The following is a 15,625-nucleotide window of genomic DNA, read 5'->3' on the forward strand; positions in this document are numbered from 1 at the left end:
TATCAGGTTGATCTGTCGTGCCGATTATCCAGTGTCCTGCTGCAAGCTTAAACCGGCGGCTCCTTGGCCTTGCCACGTGCAGACCTGCGCTTTTCATAAGTGCGCATCAGCGGCGTCACCGATACCCCGTGCGCAACGATGGACGCCACCACCACCGCCAGCGTTAGCGCAAGCAGGCGGTTGGCCAGCTCGGGCTCCAGCCCGTGAGTAATGGCGTACATCAGGTAATAAATGGAGCCAATGCCGCGTATGCCAAACCAGGCGATCAGGCGGCGCTGCGAAGGCAACACCTGTGTACCCAGCAGGCCCACGTAAACCGCCAGCGGGCGAATGACAAGAAACAGCACAGGAATAAACCACAACACTTCATTGCTGAATTTCACCACCATCAGCAAGGCGCCTATTGCCAGCACAACAGCCACTTCGGCAAAGCGTTCGAGTTGTGCGTTAAACCGCTCGACCTGCCGCATCATGTGGCCGGGCGCTTCCTCGGTGCTTGGTTCCGCATCTGCCGTGGTGCCTGATTTGGCTTTGTCAACTGGGTTAGGGGCTGCACTCTGGCCGGTCTCGACCGGGGTGGACACGTCGTCAATTCGCCGCAAGGCCAGCGCAGCAGCAAACACTGCCAGAAAGCCGTAGCTCTTGCACAGCACAGCGACGCCGTAGGCCAGTGCGATCAGCCCCAAAGCAATAAATTCGTCCGAACCCAGCGCCTCGCGGTGACGAACGCGCAGGTAAAGAATGGCCCGGCCCACCAGTGCGCCCAGCAGGTAGCCTATGCCCAGCCCGCCGACCACCCCCCACACCACGTCAATGGTCCACCAGCGCCAGCCGCCATCGCCCAGATCGTGCAGTGACAGCAGGCCCAGCCCCAGCATCACAAAAGGGAAGGCCGTTCCGTCGTTGAGTCCACCTTCACCGGTCAAGCCAAAGCGCAGCCGGTCCCGGTCCCCGGGGTCTGATACCTGCACATCAGAGGCCAGCACCGGGTCCGTGGGTGCCAGAATGGCGCCCAGCAGAACGGCGGCGCCCAGCGGCAAATTCATCACCCAATAACCCAGCGCGGTGATGGCTGCAATGGTGAGCACCATGGAGACAGAGGCCAGTTGCACCGGGATGCGCCAGCGCCTGTCGCGCAGCGGCATCTCCAGCTTCAGCCCCGCCGTGAAGAGCGAAATCAGCACGGCGATTTCGGTCAGCCGCTCCAGCAGGTCGGCATCAAACAGTGGGTCCAGCGTCAACAGGCCAAGGCCGGCCGGACCTATGCCAATACCCACCAGCAGATACAGCATGGCAGCGCTCAGCGGCAGGCGGGCAATAAAAGAGCTGCTCATGGTCATCACGATGAGCAGCAGGCCGACGACGATCACGCCCAGCGTGAAAAGGTGATCCTCATTCATGGACGTAAAACCGTGCTTGTAAATGTATTCGGGCAGCAAAAAGGGCCAGGCGCATGGGTGCAGCTTAGCCCAGTCCGCTGGGTGCCATGCAGGCGCATGGCCTACAGGGCTGTCAGTGGCTTACCAGTCCACCAGGCTCAGGCCGACGCTGAGCACATTGCGCCGGCGGTTGTAGTCCACCAGGCTGTCGCCGTAGCCGCTGAACAGCTGGACGTGGTAGCGCAGGCTGGCACTGTTGGCAATTGCAGTGGACGCTTTCATCCACTCCAGCTTGACGGAGCCGCGTGCGTCGGACTTGAGCGAGTGCCGTACGGTCAGCCCCAGGCTGTGGATCTTGTTGAGCTGCCACAGACCCGCCACTTCGGCCCTGCCGATAAAGTCAGAAATCCCGGGGTTGTCATCACTGCCCGACGACTCGCGCAGGCGTTGCCACACGCGCCCCTGCAGGGACAGGCTGGCATCGCCACCCAGGTCTTTTTCAACTGCGCCCATTAAATAAACCCTGTTCCAGCTGCGCGACAGCGGCAGGCTTTGCCCGTTGGACTGGTGGTTCAGGCCCAGGCCGCTCAGGCGGTACTTCCAGCCGCCGGGCAGGTCGATCTGATGCGGGTAGATGTAGATGACTTCAGGCTCATGGTCCGTGGTGCGAAACGGCCGGGACATCGCGCCATTGAACAACTGCCAGTAACTTTGCTGCGTGTAGCCTATCCACACTGAATCGCTGTTGGCGTCATCGCTGGTCCCCGACGTCAGCAAACCCTTGGCAACTTTGGTGCGCACCGACAGCTGCAGCCGGGTCTCGGCCCGCTTGTAATTGAAAGGTGTGGTGACCGTGTGCCCGGCCGAGGGCGACGACGGCTGGTTGTTGACGCTGTCCGAACCCACCCAGGCGACGGACGTGGGGCGGTAGCTGCGCAGGCCAAAGGTGTCGCAGTCGCTCCCGCGCTGCAGCTCCCAGAAGCGGGAGAGTGCAGAGTATTGCTGGTCCCTGCAGCCGATTTTTTTACCGTCCGGTGCTTCGGTGTTGACCGTGGGCAGCAGCAGGATGCCTGTGGATGTTTGTCCTGTTTCCGCGTTTGCCGGCGCAGTGGCCACGTTGGGCTCTGACCCGGCGGGCAGTTGCGAGGCCGCCCAGCTTTTAAAACAGGCCAGCTGTGCGGTGGGGTCGTTGCCCATGGCATGGCAGGCCTGCCAGCCCAGCTTGTGGCTGCGTTCGGGCGCGGCAGACGCAGCATTGCCCGATTGAGCGTGGGCGGTGCTGGTAGCCAGGGCCGCGAGGCAGAGCAGCCCGAAGGCCATGCGTGTTGGTGCGAGCGGATCGTTTGTCATGGTTACCATCCCGGGACTTTTTCCAGGGTAAAGGGGATGTCGGGCGCGTCAGGCGGCGCGCTGTCGCTGGTGTCTTTCCACACGCCGGTGACTTTTCTGCCGCACGAGTTGGCCACGAGCTCCCCGGTCCAGGTGCCGGTGATGCTGATGCCGTTGGACGATTCATCAAGCGTCACCAGCCCTTCTTCAATATCGCCAGCCAGTTGCGCTTTGGCGCGGTGCCCCGCAACAGCTGGCGAGCCCGCCGCGGCGCCAAGGTCACGGTTGACGAAGCCTGCCACGCTTTCACTGAACTCGGCATGCCGCTCCAGCAACATGGTGGCTTTGTCCGGCAGCCCGGCGGGTGGCTTGGTGAACTGCACACGCCAGAGCCCGTACATCTGCTCTGGTTTGATTTGCTTGGCTGGGGGGCAGGGCGCCACAGCGGGCGCAGCCGTACCTGCGGCGCGTTTTGTTGAATCATTTTGGGCCTGGGCCCAGGACGGGTGGGCGGAGGCAGCTATCAAAAGAGTAGCAATTCTGAGTGCTGGGCGAAATCTCATGGCGTTCCAGTCTACAAGGCGGAGCGGGCCGCTTCGGCCACCGCATTGGCTTCAGCGCTGTCAGCGGCGCGTTTGGCAAATTCGGCCCGCAGCGCCTTGATTTTTTCGCGCGGGTCTTCCTTCACCGTGTTTTTGTCCAGCGCCATCTCGGCGATAAAACGGCTGGGCACGCCAGCCACCGTGTCGCGACCCTTTTTACGCCGGCGCACCCAGTTGACCGACAGCGTGCGCTGCGCCCGGGTGATACCCACATACATCAGGCGGCGCTCTTCCTGCAGGCGCAGCGCAATGTTTTCTTCGCTGTTGGTTCCACTTTCGTCGCCGTTTTTGTCTTCGAGCTTGAAAGGCAGTGAGCCTTCATTGCAACCAGCCAGCACAACGTGTGGCCACTCCAGCCCCTTGGCGGCATGCAGGGTAGACAGCGTCACCACGTTCTGGTCGCCTTCGCGCTCGCTGATGGTCGACAGCAGCGCAATCGTCTGCACCACCTCCAGCATGGTTTTCGTTTCAGCGGTAATCACAGCGCCTGAGGTGTCGTCAATCTGCCCGCCGCAGCGCTGGGCCATCCAGTCGCAAAAATCCATCACATTGGTCCAGCGCGCAGCGGCGAGTTTTTCGCTCTCCTCGCCGTCGTACAAATGCTTTTCGTAATCGATGTCCTTGAGCCAGTCGTTTAGAAACGCACGCGCATCTTCAGCGCCCACCGTGCTTTTGGCGCGGTACTCCAGGTCGTTCACATAACGGCCAAACTCGTGCAACGATGCGACGCCCTTGGCCGGTACCGCGGAGCTCAACGAGTTGCTGAACAGCGCCTCAAACAGGCTGAGCTTGTAGCGGCTGGCAAACACACCCAGCGCGCCCAGGGTGGTATGGCCAATGCCGCGCTTGGGTGTGGTCACCGCGCGCAAAAACGCCGGGTCATCATCGTTGTTGACCAAGAGGCGCAGCCAGGCGCACAAGTCCTTGATCTCGGCGCGGTCAAAAAAGCTTTGCCCGCCCGAGACCTTGTAGGGAATGTTGGCCTTGCGGAAGGCTTTTTCAAACGGTTTGGCCATGTGGTTGGCGCGGTAGAGCACGCAGAAGTCTTTCCACTCCTTGTGCTGGCTGCCGACGGCCTGCAGCTCGCCGCCCACACGCAGGCCCTGAATACGCGCCACCACACGCTCGGCTTCGTGCTCTTCGCTGTCGCAGTCCACCACGCGCACCGGCTCGCCTTCGCCCAGTTCGCTGAACAATGTTTTGGGAAACAGCTTGGGGTTGGGCGCAATCACGTTGTTGGCTGCCCGGAGGATGGCGCCGGTACTGCGGTAGTTTTGCTCCAGCTTGATCACGCGCAGAGTGGGGTAATCAACCGGCAGCTTTTTCAGGTTGTCCAGCGTGGCGCCGCGCCAGCCGTAGATGGACTGGTCGTCATCACCCACAGCGGTAAAGCGCCCACGCTGGCCCACCAGCAGTTTCAGCACTTCATACTGCGTGGCGTTGGTGTCCTGGTATTCGTCGACCAGCACATGGCCCAATGACTGCTGCCATTTGTCGCGTACCGCATCGTGCTCCTGCAGCAGCTTGAGCGGCAGGCCAATCAAGTCGTCAAAGTCCACGCTCTGGTAGGCCGTCAACCGCTCTTCATACCGCGCCATGATGCGGGCGATCAGCTTGTCGTTGTCAGTGGCGGCCTGTGCCTCGGCTTGCGCAGCGTTGAGCCCCATGTTCTTCCACAGGCTGATGGTCCATTGCCATTGCCGCGCCGTCGCTGCATCGGTGCTGCCGCCTGCGTCTTTCAAAATGCTGGTCACGTCGTCGCTGTCCAGAATCGAAAACTGTGGCTTCAGGCCGAGTGCCTCGCCGTCCTGGCGCAACATGCGCACACCGAGCGCATGAAAGGTGCAAATCACCACGCCCTTCGCGGACTTGCCAATCAGTTTTTTGGCACGCTCGCGCATCTCGGCTGCGGCTTTGTTGGTAAAGGTGATGGCGGCAATTTCTGTGGCGGGCAGCCCCGCCTGGATCAACCGGCCAATCTTGTGTGTGATCACCCGTGTTTTGCCCGATCCTGCGCCCGCCAGCACCAGGCAGGGGCCGTGCATGTAGTTCACCGCCTCTTGCTGGGCAAGGTTGAGTCCGGCGGTAAGGGAAGGAGCAGCTGATGAAGCTGCGGAAGAACCAGAAGAGGGTGACGACATGCAGGCAGACGGCGGAATGGCAACCGGAACAAAACGAGGAATCAGGCAATTAAATGCGTGGGGCAGCGGGCATCATAGCCAGTCAGCCTGTTGCCAACATTGCAAGAGACAATATGCACTGTGCTAAGCATTCTCCTGATCACTTTCCCCTTCTTTGCGCTGGTGCTGTGCGGCTATGGCGCCACGCGCCGCGGGCTGTTGCCGCAAGCGGCGATTCCGGGCCTTAACAGCTTCGTTCTGTACTTCGCATTGCCTTGCATGCTGTACCGGTTTGGTGCCAGTACGCCGATCAAGCAGTTGCTGGACGGCAGCCTGGTAGCCGTGTATCTGTTGTGCGCACTGGTTACCGTAGCCTTCACCATTGCGGTAACGCGCAGAGGACGCACGGGCTGGAACGACGCATCGTTTGGCGCCCTGGTGGCGGCCTTTCCCAACACCGGCTTCATGGGTGTGCCCTTGCTGGTAGCCCTGCTTGGCGCTCAAGCCGCAGGCCCGGCCATTCTCACCATCGTGGTTGACCTGATGGTGACCAGTTCACTGTGTATTGCGCTCTCGCGTCTGGACTCTGCCGATAGTCATGGCGCCGGGGTGGCGGCCAAAAACGCGTTGCGTGGTGTGGCCTTCAACCCCATGCCCTGGGCGATTTTTCTGGGCGCACTGTCCTCCGGTCTGCAGTTCACCTTACCCGCCCCCGTGATGCAGACCCTGGGCCTGCTGGCCGATGCCGCTTCACCCGTGGCACTGTTCACCATAGGGGCCGTTCTCGCACGCTCCCAAATGAATAGCGTTGAAGTCATACCGCTGAGGGACTATGTGCCTGTTGCACTCATAAAACTGATCGCGCACCCTGTGCTGGTCGGCCTTGTGGGCTTGGGCGCCGTCCACATGGGTGTGCCGCTGGATCCGTTTGCACTAACGGTGATCGTGCTGGTGGCCGCCTTGCCAAGCGCCAGCAATGTGTCGCTGCTGGCAGAACGCTTTGGCGCGAATAATGGCCGCATTGCGCGGATCATTTTGGTGTCTACCGTGCTGGCGTTTTTTACTTTTTCTGGGGCGGTGGCCTTATTGACGTGAGCGTTTTGACTTAGGTTTGGCGGGGGACGGTAGCGATTGCTTTGGAGTGGTAGCGGGCAAGCCGTTATGTCATTGATGGACTAAGCTCCTTCCGTCACGGCGACTGCGTTACGCGAATTTTTTCTATGAATAGGCCTAAGAATGAACTTCGGCCATGAAGTGAAACGGTGCTGCCGGCCTCAAGCGCTGGCCCGAGCACTTTGCCTTCGATACAGACATTCGTTTGAACTCCGTCAATGTCCAGCATTGCCTTCTGATCGCATTTCCCAAGTTTTGTCTGCGTTGGGACAACCGATAAAACCTTTGCCTGTCGAGGCGGCGCTGCACTGCCGATAGCCCATCCGCCGAACGCAGACCAACCAAAAGGGGCGAAAACAACAAGAGACGACGCGAGCACAACGACCAAGGGAAATATCACAAGCCATCGAACTGCCCAGGTAGGGTAGCGTAAGGACCATGCGCCATGGTTTTTCTCGATGCGATAAAACATGAGTGCGAAGGATGGCAACGCCACGGCAAAGAGCATCGGCAACACCGATTTGTAGGCATTGCTGTAGGAAAAGACAAAGCTCTCTCCAATGGTGAGCTCTAAGGGCATGCCGATGAATGCCAGCAAACACAAGAGCGCAATAATCCAGCTTCTTGGGGTTGCTCGCGGCGCCACAGTGTTGCCGAGGCGGAGATCGGCGAGGGCATTTTCAACGTGCTCGTCGAGTCGCTCCGAGATGGCTTGCAGCTGAGCGTCGAATCGGTTCGTAGCCTCTTCGTCTAGCTTCCCTTCGCGCTCAAGTTGAATGACCGCCTGAAAAACCGCCTCCATCTCGACGTTGGCCCGGTCAAATGCCGCGCTCGTACCTGAGCTCTCATTGCTCGCGCGATGCGAAGATCGCCCTGCAGAGAAAGTGGGGGGTCGTTCGAGATCGCTCATGCTCAAGGCACTGTAGATAGGCGCGAATTTCCGGAATTAAGCATGTAGTTCATCAGGGAGCGAGGCGCGGGTAGGTGGCAGCTAGCGAGTTTTCGAGAGGTTAGATTCATTTTTGCATTTTGAAGCGTGACCGGATCTCGCCCAAATCGCTCACAAATTGGGTTGCGTCGAGCTTACTTTGTTGACGGCTTGGGACTTGCAACTTGTTTTTTTGACATTCACTCCTGAATCTGCGTGATACCACCATGGATCCCGGATCAAGTCCGGGATGACAGACGGATGCGGGGACAGAGTTTCTAAATTGCCAACGGATCCACATCAATCGCCCAACGGATCAGGCTTTTGAATTCTGTTTGCTGCCGCGTCTCATGCAGCACCGGCTGCCATGCCGCCAGAAAGCGCTGCAGCGCGGCGCGGGAGGGGCTTTCAACCAGCATCTGGGCACGCTCCACGTTGGCTACGCGTTGAATCGTCATGGGCACGGCGGGGTAGGGGGTGACCTGGTCGTGCTGTGGCAACTGCTGCGTTTGTGCAGCCTCTGCAGCGGCGTTCAAAAAGCCCTGCGCCACAGACTGCTCGCGGGCTTCGGCTCGTACCAGTGCTGAAAAGCCAAAGGGCGACATGCCGGCTGCTTCGCGCTCTTTCAGTTCTTGCGTTGCAAACACCGGGTAGTCGTGTTTTTTCAGGGCTGCAAACAGCGGATGCTGTGGATGAAAAGTCTGCACCCACATTTCGCTCACCTCGCCGTGGTCAGCGTCTCGCCCAGCCCGGCCTGCGGCCTGCATCAAGAGGCCAAACAGCCGCTCTGGCGCGCGGAAGTCGCTTGAGAACAGTGCGTTGTCCGGGTTGATGGCCGCAACCAGCGTGATGTGGCGAAAGTCATGCCCCTTGGCAATCATTTGAGTGCCCACCAGCACATCCACCTCTCCGGCGTGCACGCTGGCGAGCTGTGACTCCAGCGCGCCCTTGAGTCGTGTGGTGTCCGCATCTATGCGTGCAATGCGCAAGGGGCTACCGTCAGGCCGGGTCACCCCGGCTAGCAACTCCCCGATATGTTCTTCGAGCCGCTCTGTGCCTTTGCCAACGGGCGCAATGTCGATGTTGCCGCAGCTGGGGCAGGCGCGCGGTACACGCTCGGTAAAGCCGCAGTGATGGCAGCGCAGCGTGCGGTCAATTTTGTGAAACACCCGGTAGGCGCTGCAGTGTGGGCACTCGCTTTTCCAGCCGCAGTCGTGGCAGGCCAACACCGGCGCATAGCCGCGGCGGTTGAGGAAAATCAGCGACTGCTCGCCGCGTGCGATGCGCTGCGCGATGGCGTCGAGCAGGGGCGGTGCGATGGTGCAGTGTTTGGGCTGGTGGTTCATGTCCACCAGACGAACCGCGGGAAGTCTGCCTGACCCAGCCTCAGTGCCGATGCGCTCGTTCATGGTCAGGCGCTGGTAGCGGCCCGTTACGGTGGCCTGCCAGCTTTCCAGCGAGGGCGTGGCAGAACCCAAAAGAACACGGCACTGGACAACCGGCTTGTCGGTCTCTCCATCTTTAACCGCGCTTTCCAGCATCGCCCGGTACACCGCGAGGTCTCGCGCTGAATAACGCGCACCTTCCTGCTGCTTGTAGCTGGGGTCGTGTTCTTCGTCCACCACGATGAGGCGCAGATTGGGCATGGACGCAAAAACCGCCATGCGTGTGCCCAGCACCAGCCGCGCCTGGCCCGAATGCGCCGCCAGCCAGCTCTTGAGCCGCTGTGCGGGCGTGAGGCCGCTGTGCAGCGCCACCACCTGCGCCTTGCCCAGGTGTGCAAAGCGCTCTTCAAAGCGGGTCTGCAACTGCGGCGTGAGGTTGATCTCTGGCACCATCACCAGCACCTGGGCGCTGGTATCTTGCTCCAGCACTTTGGCGGCGGCGCGCAGGTAGACCTCAGTTTTGCCGCTGCCGGTGGCGCCAAACAGCAGTGCGGGCCGGGTATCAGCATCAAATTCGGCAATCGCCCTTTGTTGCTGGGCGCTGAGTGCTACCAAATTGATAGTGTTTGAGGTCTCCGCTTCGGCGGCGGGTACGCGCTTGAGGCGGCGCGCCAGTTGCACGGTGCTCAGTTCACGCAGCTGCGGCGGCAGCGCTGCCAGCGCCACCTCGCCGATGGAGCGCTGGTAATAGCTGGCCGTGAAGCCCACCAGGCGCCGCCAGGTGTCAGACAAGAGGCCCAGCCCCTCCAGCGCGCCCAGCACGTTTTTGGCCTGGGCAAGCGGCAAGTCACCCGCGTCTGGCAGCACTTCCCACACCACGCCCAGCACCTCCCGTTTGCCCAGAGGCACGCGCACCAAAGTTCCGGGCGCAAGCGCAGACTCACTTGCGTAAGTCAGAGGGCCGGCCACTGAGCTGTGCGCGGGCGTTGCCACCACGATGCTGAGCCAATGGGTCATGGAGCGCAGCCGTATCCAGTAGTCGTAAAGTTGTAAGTCGTAAGAAACATCTTCGAAAAGCGCTGTAAGTGCTTGATTTAGAAACGCTTTGAAGGTCTTCCAAGGTTTCTGTGGATAACTTTGTTGATAGATTGTCCGACCGGCCTTGCGAGGCCTTGTAAATCAAGGGTTTTCCTAGAATGCCCGTAAAAAAAGCAGTTCAAAGATCCTATATAAATCAACCACTTAGAAGCGCTATGGCTTTGATAGCGGTGTGCGACCTGTTACCGCCCACATGCCGCACCGCAACACAAATTTTGTGAATAAGTCTGACTTTCGGCGCCGGATTTTGTGCTAGCCGTGGCAAAAATCACCGTGAACAGGCCATCAGTGCGGCGTACCTGTCCGCATCCTGCGTGAGTAAGCGTGCACTGCGCGGACCAGAACCTCGACACTTTCGGGTGGTGTGTACTGGCTGATGCCGTGGCCCAGATTAAAAATATGGGTGGCGCCGGGGTTACGGGTGTCGCTATGCGGCTGGCCAAAACTGTCCAGCACCCGAGCGACTTCCGCTTCTATTTGAGCGGGATTGGCGAACAGCACATTTGGGTCCAGGTTGCCTTGCAGGGCCATACGGCCGCCCACCCGCTCGCGTGCCTGGGCCAGGTTGACCGTCCAGTCCAGGCCCAGCACCTCGCAGTCCAGCTGGGCCATCGGCTCCAGCCACAGGCCGCCGCCTTTGGTGAACACCAGGCGCGGAATGGTTACGCCGTCGTGGGTGCGCTTGAGTTGTTTCAGAACCCGCTGGGTGTAGGCCAGGCTGAAGGTGTGAAAGGCCGCATCGGCCAGCACACCGCCCCAGCTGTCAAAAATCATCACGGCCTGGGCGCCAGCCTCAATTTGCGCGTTCAGGTAGGCGGCCACGGCATCGGCATTGATGGCCAGCATCTGGTGCATCAGGTCCGGGCGCTGATACAGCATGGTTTTGACCAGGCGGTAGTCGTCTGAGCCGGCGCCTTCAACCATGTAGCAAGCCAGCGTCCACGGGCTGCCGGAAAAACCAATCAGCGGTACCCGGCCGTTCAGGGCCTTGCGGATGGAGGTGACCGCGTCAAAGACATAACGCAGCTTGTCCATGTCGGGCACCTGCAGCCTGGCCACGGCCGCTTCGTCGCGCACCGGGGTGGCAAAACGCGGGCCCTCGCCCAGCGCAAAACTCAAGCCCAGACCCATGGCATCGGGCACGGTGAGGATGTCGCTGAACAAAATGGCTGCGTCCAGTGGGTAACGCTCCAGCGGCTGCAGGGTCACTTCGGTGGCGTAGTCTGGCGAGGTGGCCAGGCCCATGAAGCTGCCGGCTTTGGCGCGGCTGGCCCGGTACTCAGGCAAATAACGCCCGGCCTGGCGCATCAGCCAGACGGGGGTGTAGTCGGTTGCCTGACGCAGGCAGGCACGGAGAAAAGTGTCGTTTTGGAGGGGGGCAAACATGCCTCGATTGTCTCAGAGCCGCGAATCTTTCTACTGCGCGGACCGATCGGGCGCCTGCGGTGCTCGCCGTACGCTTGTACGGCTGCGCTCCTCGACCCCACCTCGGCCCGCTCGCTACGAAATCTTCACGACTCTGTGCGGGCGAAAAACTACCTCACGGGCAGAAACTGCAAGAAGGATGCGCCGGCCAGGTTCTGCACGTAGGTGATGACGGCGCGGCGGTATTTTTCGGTCAGCACTTCAGACAACAAATCAAGGCGGCCAATGATCTTGCCGAACTCGCGCTCAAAGCTAAGGTTGCGCTCCCGCTCTGAAATTTCATCAGCCAGCAATAAGGGTTGGCCGCTGGCGTTGCGCCGGGTGGCCAGAAGCCACACGGCTGATTCAATATTGCGCGCGGCGTTGTAAACATACTGTGCATCCACGCCATCCACCAGGTAAAAAGTTGTTTTGCCGCCGTGGGCCACGATCAGCATGTCGGCGCTGGCATAAATAAAGGCTGCGACGCGGTCGCCCTTGAAGTCGGGACTTAGCGCCAGTGACAGGGCGGCGATATCGCGTTTGCCTTGCAGTTCGGGCCAGGGGCTGCGGTTTTCTACTGCAGTGCGCACCTGTGCGATGGCCGCATCGCGGCTGCTGGCCCCGGTCTTGCGCCATTCGGCCGGGTTGCGCCTGTACAGCTTGTCCAGCAGGCGGTACAGGCTGTCCAGGTTGTCGCGCATGCCCAGCGTGGCCATGCGGTTGGCGTCGGACTGCCCAATCTCGGAAGCGGTCAGCGGCGCTACCTGTGTCTCGCCGCGGCTCACGGGCGCTTGGCCCATGGTGGAGCAGCCACCCAGCAACAAGGTCAGCAGACTCGCAAGGGTCAGGGCGGCAAGCTTGCAAACAACGCGCATGCGCGCATTATCCGGGACGGTAGCCGGCCCGGCCCTAGGGGCAAGTGCCAATGCTGGAACGATGGTCGATATCAGCTGCCTTGCAGCAAGCCGCGTGACTGCAGCCGCCGGTGATCAACCATGATGCAGTGGTCTTGCACTACCAGCAGGCCGGCGGCTTCTGCCTTGGCCGCTGCTGCGGAATGGCTGATGCCCATTTGCATCCACACGGCCTGTGCGCCTATGGCAATGGCGTCATCAACGATGGGCGGAATGTCTTCACTGTTGCGAAAGCAGTTCACCAGCTCAATCTTCTCGTGCTTGGCAGCGTCGTGCAGCGTGGCATAGGCTTTTTCGCCGAGCACCTCGGTCGCGTTGGGGTTGATCGGGATGATGCGGTAGCCCTGTGATTGCATGTAGCTGGACACGTCGTAACTGGCACGGTGCGGTTTGGGTGACAGGCCCACCACCGCAATGGTGCGCAGCCGGGACAAGATGCGCGGAATCTGCTCTGCCGCGGGAATTGTTTGCGTCATGCCTTGAGTCATGCCTTGTACTTCACCGAGCAGCCGTAGGGTCGGGTAGACGACATGCTGATGGCCTTGCCGCCCAGCGCTTCATTCAGGCCCTGGCGCACATAGTTGGTCGCTGTCTTGATGTCGTCCACACGGGCAGAAGGAATGCTGTCGATGCCGCCGGCATACACCAGCTGGCCTTGCGGGTTGACGATGTACATGTGCGGCGTGGTTCTGGCGCCGTAAAGTTGACCAATCTTGCCGGACTCGTCCATCAGCATGGCCGAGGGCTGGGCCTGCTTTTCGCCGACCCATGCCGCCAATTTGGCTGGCGCCAGGTACTCGCTGCTGCTGCTTTCGGTGGAATTGATGGACAGCCACACCACGCCCTTGGCGGTGATCTCTTTTTGCAGAGCCTGCATGTTGCCGCTGTAGTGCTTTTTCACAAAAGGGCAAGCCGGGTTGGTCCATTCCAGCACCACCAATTTGCCTTTGTAGTCGCTGAGCTTGCGGGTCTTGCCAGAGGTGTCAACGGTTGAGAAGTCTGGTGCTGCCTGGCCAACGGCGGCTGTGGCTGCAAGCGCAGGCGCTGCGATGGACAGAGCCCACGGCGCCATCACCAGTGAGCCAGAAAAAACCCTGCGGTTGATGACGCGGGGGAGGGGACGATTCAACATGGCATGAACTCCTTGTTCAATTCGGTTTGCAAATCTAAAGCTTGGCCAATTCGGCCCGGACATCACTGACTGACAGAATTTCGGACAACAGCACGGGCGCGCGGCCCGGTTTGTAAATCACATACAGCGGCACACCATTGCGGCCCAGTTGCGCCAGCGCTGCAGTCACAGCCGGGTCGCGGCGGGTCCAGTCGGCGCGCAGCATCACCACTTGTTTGGCATCGATGTCGGCCAGCACCGACGCGTCAGCCAGCGTGGTCTTTTTGTTGTACTGGCAAGTCACGCACCATGCGGCGGTGAAATCCACAAACACGCTTTGGCCTTTGGCTGTCAGCTCTTCCACGCGGTCCGGCTCCCAGGCTTGCCAGCGGTCAGAGGCCAGGGCGACAGTTGAAGTCTCCAGCGGCTTGACAAGATTTGAGCCTACGGCCCAGGCGGTGAGGGCGCTGATAGCTATCGAAAAAGTAGCAATCACAGCGCGGGTACGCCCGGCCAGTGTCAGTGACCACAGCACCAGTGCCATCAACACCAGCAGCGCCAGCAGGGCGCCCGCACCGTCGATACCGGTTTGCTGGCCCAGCACCCAGACCAGCCAGGCCACCGTGGCAAACATCGGAAAAGCCATCAGCTGACGGAAAGTGACCATCCACGCGCCGGGCCGCGGCATCGCGCGCGCAATCGCGGGGACGGCGCTTGCGGCCAGGTAAGGCAGAGCCATGCCCAGGCCGATGGCCGCAAAAATCGCCAGCGCCTGCAGCCCCGGGAGCCCGAGTGCATAACCTAGCGAAGCCCCCATAAAAGGCGCGGTGCAAGGGGACGCAATCGCGGTGGCCAGTACACCAGTCAAAAATGAATTGACCGTCGGGTTTTTGCTTTGCAGGCTGGCGACGCGGCTGGGCAGGATGTTTCCAAATTCAAACAAGCCTGCCAGGTTCAAGCCCAGCAGCGTGAAGAGCGCAGCCAGCCCCGCCACCACGGCCGGGCTTTGCAGATGAAAGCCCCAGCCCAGTTGCTCGCCAGCTGCGCGCAGGCCCAGCAGCAGCGCACCCAGCGCCAGAAATGAAAGCAATACACCGGCGGTGTAGGCCAGGCCGCCCGCCAGGCGCGTGGCCCGACTTTTCTCCTGCGCGAAGTTGACAACCTTGATAGCGAGCACTGGAAACACGCAGGGCATCAGGTTGAGGATCAAGCCGCCCAACAGCGCGCCAAGCAGCGCAGCCAGCAAGCCCAGCGGTGGCGAAGTGCCAGCGGACGAAGTGACGGCCGTGGCATTGGCCTTGAGAGCTGCTTCCAGCGCGGGAGACATCACGGCAGCGGCAGCCACGGCGGGCCACTCGCCCTTGACCGGCGCCTCGACGCGGTACGCCTGCTTGTCCAGCGCCACCACCACCGGCATCACCCGTGGGCTTTCGGTTCGCTGTGCCGAGAGCGGCACTTGCGCCGTCCACACCGCGCCTTGCCAAGCCTGTTGCAACTGGCCGGCCGGCTCAATCACGCTACCGGTTTCAGGATAAAACTCAAGCGTCTTGCCGCGCAATGCTGCTGGCAAACCAATAAGCGAGACCTTGATGTTTTTGTCGCCGACTTCCACCTGGCTGTCGGCAGCGGCAAGTGTTTTGGGGCTCGCTGCAAAGGCGGCTGCGAAGGCGGGACCACTTGCCGCCGTGGAACCTCTGACCGGAATTTGCAGCGCAAACTCACCTTCTTGCGGGATACATTCTTTTTTGCAAACCAGCCACGCGGCCTTGAGCTTGATGTCGAGTTGATTGGCATTAAAACCGGGCGCAACGGTAAGTGGCACTGGCAGCAACACCGTGTTTTCATAGCCATAGTTGGCCAGCGTGCCGATGGGAATTTTCTTGGGGGTGGGCCAGGCAATATCGCCAGCCGTTATGCCTGTGGGCAACACCCACTCCAGCACCGTGGGCAAACCGGAGTCGCCTGAGTTTTTCCAGTAGGTGTGCCAGTCGGGGATGTGCGCCAGCTGCAGGCCCAACCAGACAGGTTTGCCCGGCTCCACGCCATCGGGCGCCCAGGCCCGCAGCTCAGCCCGCACCTGGTCGGTGGTGACCACGGCGCTGGTGCCCGCTTTGAGTGAGAAGGTGTTTTGGGCACTGGCCCAGGTAGACAGGGTGCTACCTGCTATCAAAAGTAGAGCAAACCAAATGCGCTTGAAAGTCATCGTCATGGTCGGAGCGGCGACGCCGCGGTAAGTTCC

Annotated in this window: 12 protein-coding genes; 1 reads left to right on the forward strand and 11 read right to left on the reverse strand. The window is 60.9% G+C overall.

Features of this window, described 5'->3' with window-relative positions:
• Nucleotides 1–47: 47 nt before the first annotated feature.
• The 4 genes from VE934_RS02610 to VE934_RS02625 form a co-directional block, all read right to left on the reverse strand.
• The gene (locus VE934_RS02610; RefSeq protein WP_324884031.1) at nt 48–1,400 is read right to left on the reverse strand and encodes a cation:proton antiporter; all 1,353 of its coding nucleotides are present in this window, start codon (nt 1,398–1,400) and stop codon (nt 48–50) included.
• A 120-nt stretch (nt 1,401–1,520) separates the two neighbouring features.
• A complete protein-coding gene (locus VE934_RS02615; protein WP_414693801.1) occupies nt 1,521–2,738 on the reverse strand; it encodes a phospholipase A in 1,218 nt (405 codons plus the stop codon).
• Nucleotides 2,732–3,271, reverse strand: coding sequence for a hypothetical protein (locus VE934_RS02620; RefSeq protein WP_324884033.1), 540 nt, complete (start codon nt 3,269–3,271; stop codon nt 2,732–2,734). Before VE934_RS02620 ends, VE934_RS02615 begins: the two co-directional genes overlap by 7 nt.
• 11 nt (nt 3,272–3,282) lie before the next feature.
• On the reverse strand, nt 3,283–5,451 hold the full coding sequence (locus VE934_RS02625; RefSeq protein WP_324884034.1) for an ATP-dependent helicase: 2,169 nt from the start codon (nt 5,449–5,451) through the stop codon (nt 3,283–3,285).
• 120 nt (nt 5,452–5,571) lie between these two features.
• On the opposite strand from VE934_RS02625, the gene VE934_RS02630 reads away from it, so the two are divergent.
• A complete protein-coding gene (locus VE934_RS02630; protein WP_324884035.1) occupies nt 5,572–6,525 on the forward strand; it encodes an AEC family transporter in 954 nt (317 codons plus the stop codon).
• Between the two features lie 94 nt (nt 6,526–6,619).
• On the opposite strand, the gene VE934_RS02635 is transcribed toward VE934_RS02630, so the two are convergent.
• The 7 genes from VE934_RS02635 to VE934_RS02665 all read right to left on the reverse strand — a co-directional run bounded on the left by VE934_RS02635 (nt 6,620) and on the right by VE934_RS02665 (nt 15,589).
• On the reverse strand, nt 6,620–7,453 hold the full coding sequence (locus VE934_RS02635) for a hypothetical protein (protein WP_324884036.1): 834 nt from the start codon (nt 7,451–7,453) through the stop codon (nt 6,620–6,622).
• Nucleotides 7,454–7,749: 296 nt separating this feature from the next.
• Nucleotides 7,750–9,873: a replication restart helicase PriA gene (gene priA / locus VE934_RS02640; protein ID WP_324884038.1), complete on the reverse strand. Its 2,124-nt coding sequence runs from the start codon at nt 9,871–9,873 to the stop codon at nt 7,750–7,752.
• Between the two features lie 366 nt (nt 9,874–10,239).
• Nucleotides 10,240–11,340 carry a uroporphyrinogen decarboxylase gene (hemE, locus tag VE934_RS02645; protein ID WP_324884040.1) on the reverse strand — a complete coding sequence of 367 codons (1,101 nt, stop codon included), beginning with the start codon at nt 11,338–11,340 and terminating at the stop codon, nt 10,240–10,242.
• Between the two features lie 149 nt (nt 11,341–11,489).
• On the reverse strand, nt 11,490–12,236 hold the full coding sequence (locus VE934_RS02650) for a hypothetical protein (RefSeq protein ID WP_324884042.1): 747 nt from the start codon (nt 12,234–12,236) through the stop codon (nt 11,490–11,492).
• A gap of 71 nt (nt 12,237–12,307) precedes the next feature.
• Nucleotides 12,308–12,751, reverse strand: coding sequence for a CoA-binding protein (locus VE934_RS02655; protein WP_324884044.1), 444 nt, complete (start codon nt 12,749–12,751; stop codon nt 12,308–12,310).
• An 8-nt stretch (nt 12,752–12,759) separates the two neighbouring features.
• A complete protein-coding gene (locus VE934_RS02660; RefSeq protein ID WP_324884109.1) occupies nt 12,760–13,347 on the reverse strand; it encodes a redoxin domain-containing protein in 588 nt (195 codons plus the stop codon).
• 94 nt (nt 13,348–13,441) lie between these two features.
• Nucleotides 13,442–15,589: a protein-disulfide reductase DsbD family protein gene (locus tag VE934_RS02665; RefSeq protein ID WP_324884111.1), complete on the reverse strand. Its 2,148-nt coding sequence runs from the start codon at nt 15,587–15,589 to the stop codon at nt 13,442–13,444.
• Nucleotides 15,590–15,625 lie beyond the last annotated feature (36 nt).

It is taken from the genome of Polaromonas sp. (genome assembly GCF_035638815.1).
Taxonomy (GTDB): domain Bacteria; phylum Pseudomonadota; class Gammaproteobacteria; order Burkholderiales; family Burkholderiaceae_C; genus Polaromonas.

What these genes read in the sequence shown, in the direction of transcription:
- VE934_RS02610 (WP_324884031.1), bottom strand. Translation starts at nt 1,400, where the DNA reads ATGAATGAGGATCACCTTTTCACGCTGGGCGTGATCGTCGTCGGCCTG.
- VE934_RS02615 (WP_414693801.1), bottom strand. Translation starts at nt 2,738, where the DNA reads ATGGTAACCATGACAAACGATCCGCTCGCACCAACACGCATGGCCTTC.
- VE934_RS02620 (WP_324884033.1), bottom strand. Translation starts at nt 3,271, where the DNA reads ATGAGATTTCGCCCAGCACTCAGAATTGCTACTCTTTTGATAGCTGCC.
- VE934_RS02625 (WP_324884034.1), bottom strand. Translation starts at nt 5,451, where the DNA reads ATGTCGTCACCCTCTTCTGGTTCTTCCGCAGCTTCATCAGCTGCTCCT.
- VE934_RS02635 (WP_324884036.1), bottom strand. Translation starts at nt 7,453, where the DNA reads ATGAGCGATCTCGAACGACCCCCCACTTTCTCTGCAGGGCGATCTTCG.
- priA (WP_324884038.1), bottom strand. Translation starts at nt 9,873, where the DNA reads ATGACCCATTGGCTCAGCATCGTGGTGGCAACGCCCGCGCACAGCTCA.
- hemE (WP_324884040.1), bottom strand. Translation starts at nt 11,340, where the DNA reads ATGTTTGCCCCCCTCCAAAACGACACTTTTCTCCGTGCCTGCCTGCGT.
- VE934_RS02650 (WP_324884042.1), bottom strand. Translation starts at nt 12,236, where the DNA reads ATGCGCGTTGTTTGCAAGCTTGCCGCCCTGACCCTTGCGAGTCTGCTG.
- VE934_RS02655 (WP_324884044.1), bottom strand. Translation starts at nt 12,751, where the DNA reads ATGACGCAAACAATTCCCGCGGCAGAGCAGATTCCGCGCATCTTGTCC.
- VE934_RS02660 (WP_324884109.1), bottom strand. Translation starts at nt 13,347, where the DNA reads ATGGCGCCGTGGGCTCTGTCCATCGCAGCGCCTGCGCTTGCAGCCACA.
- VE934_RS02665 (WP_324884111.1), bottom strand. Translation starts at nt 15,589, where the DNA reads ATGACTTTCAAGCGCATTTGGTTTGCTCTACTTTTGATAGCAGGTAGC.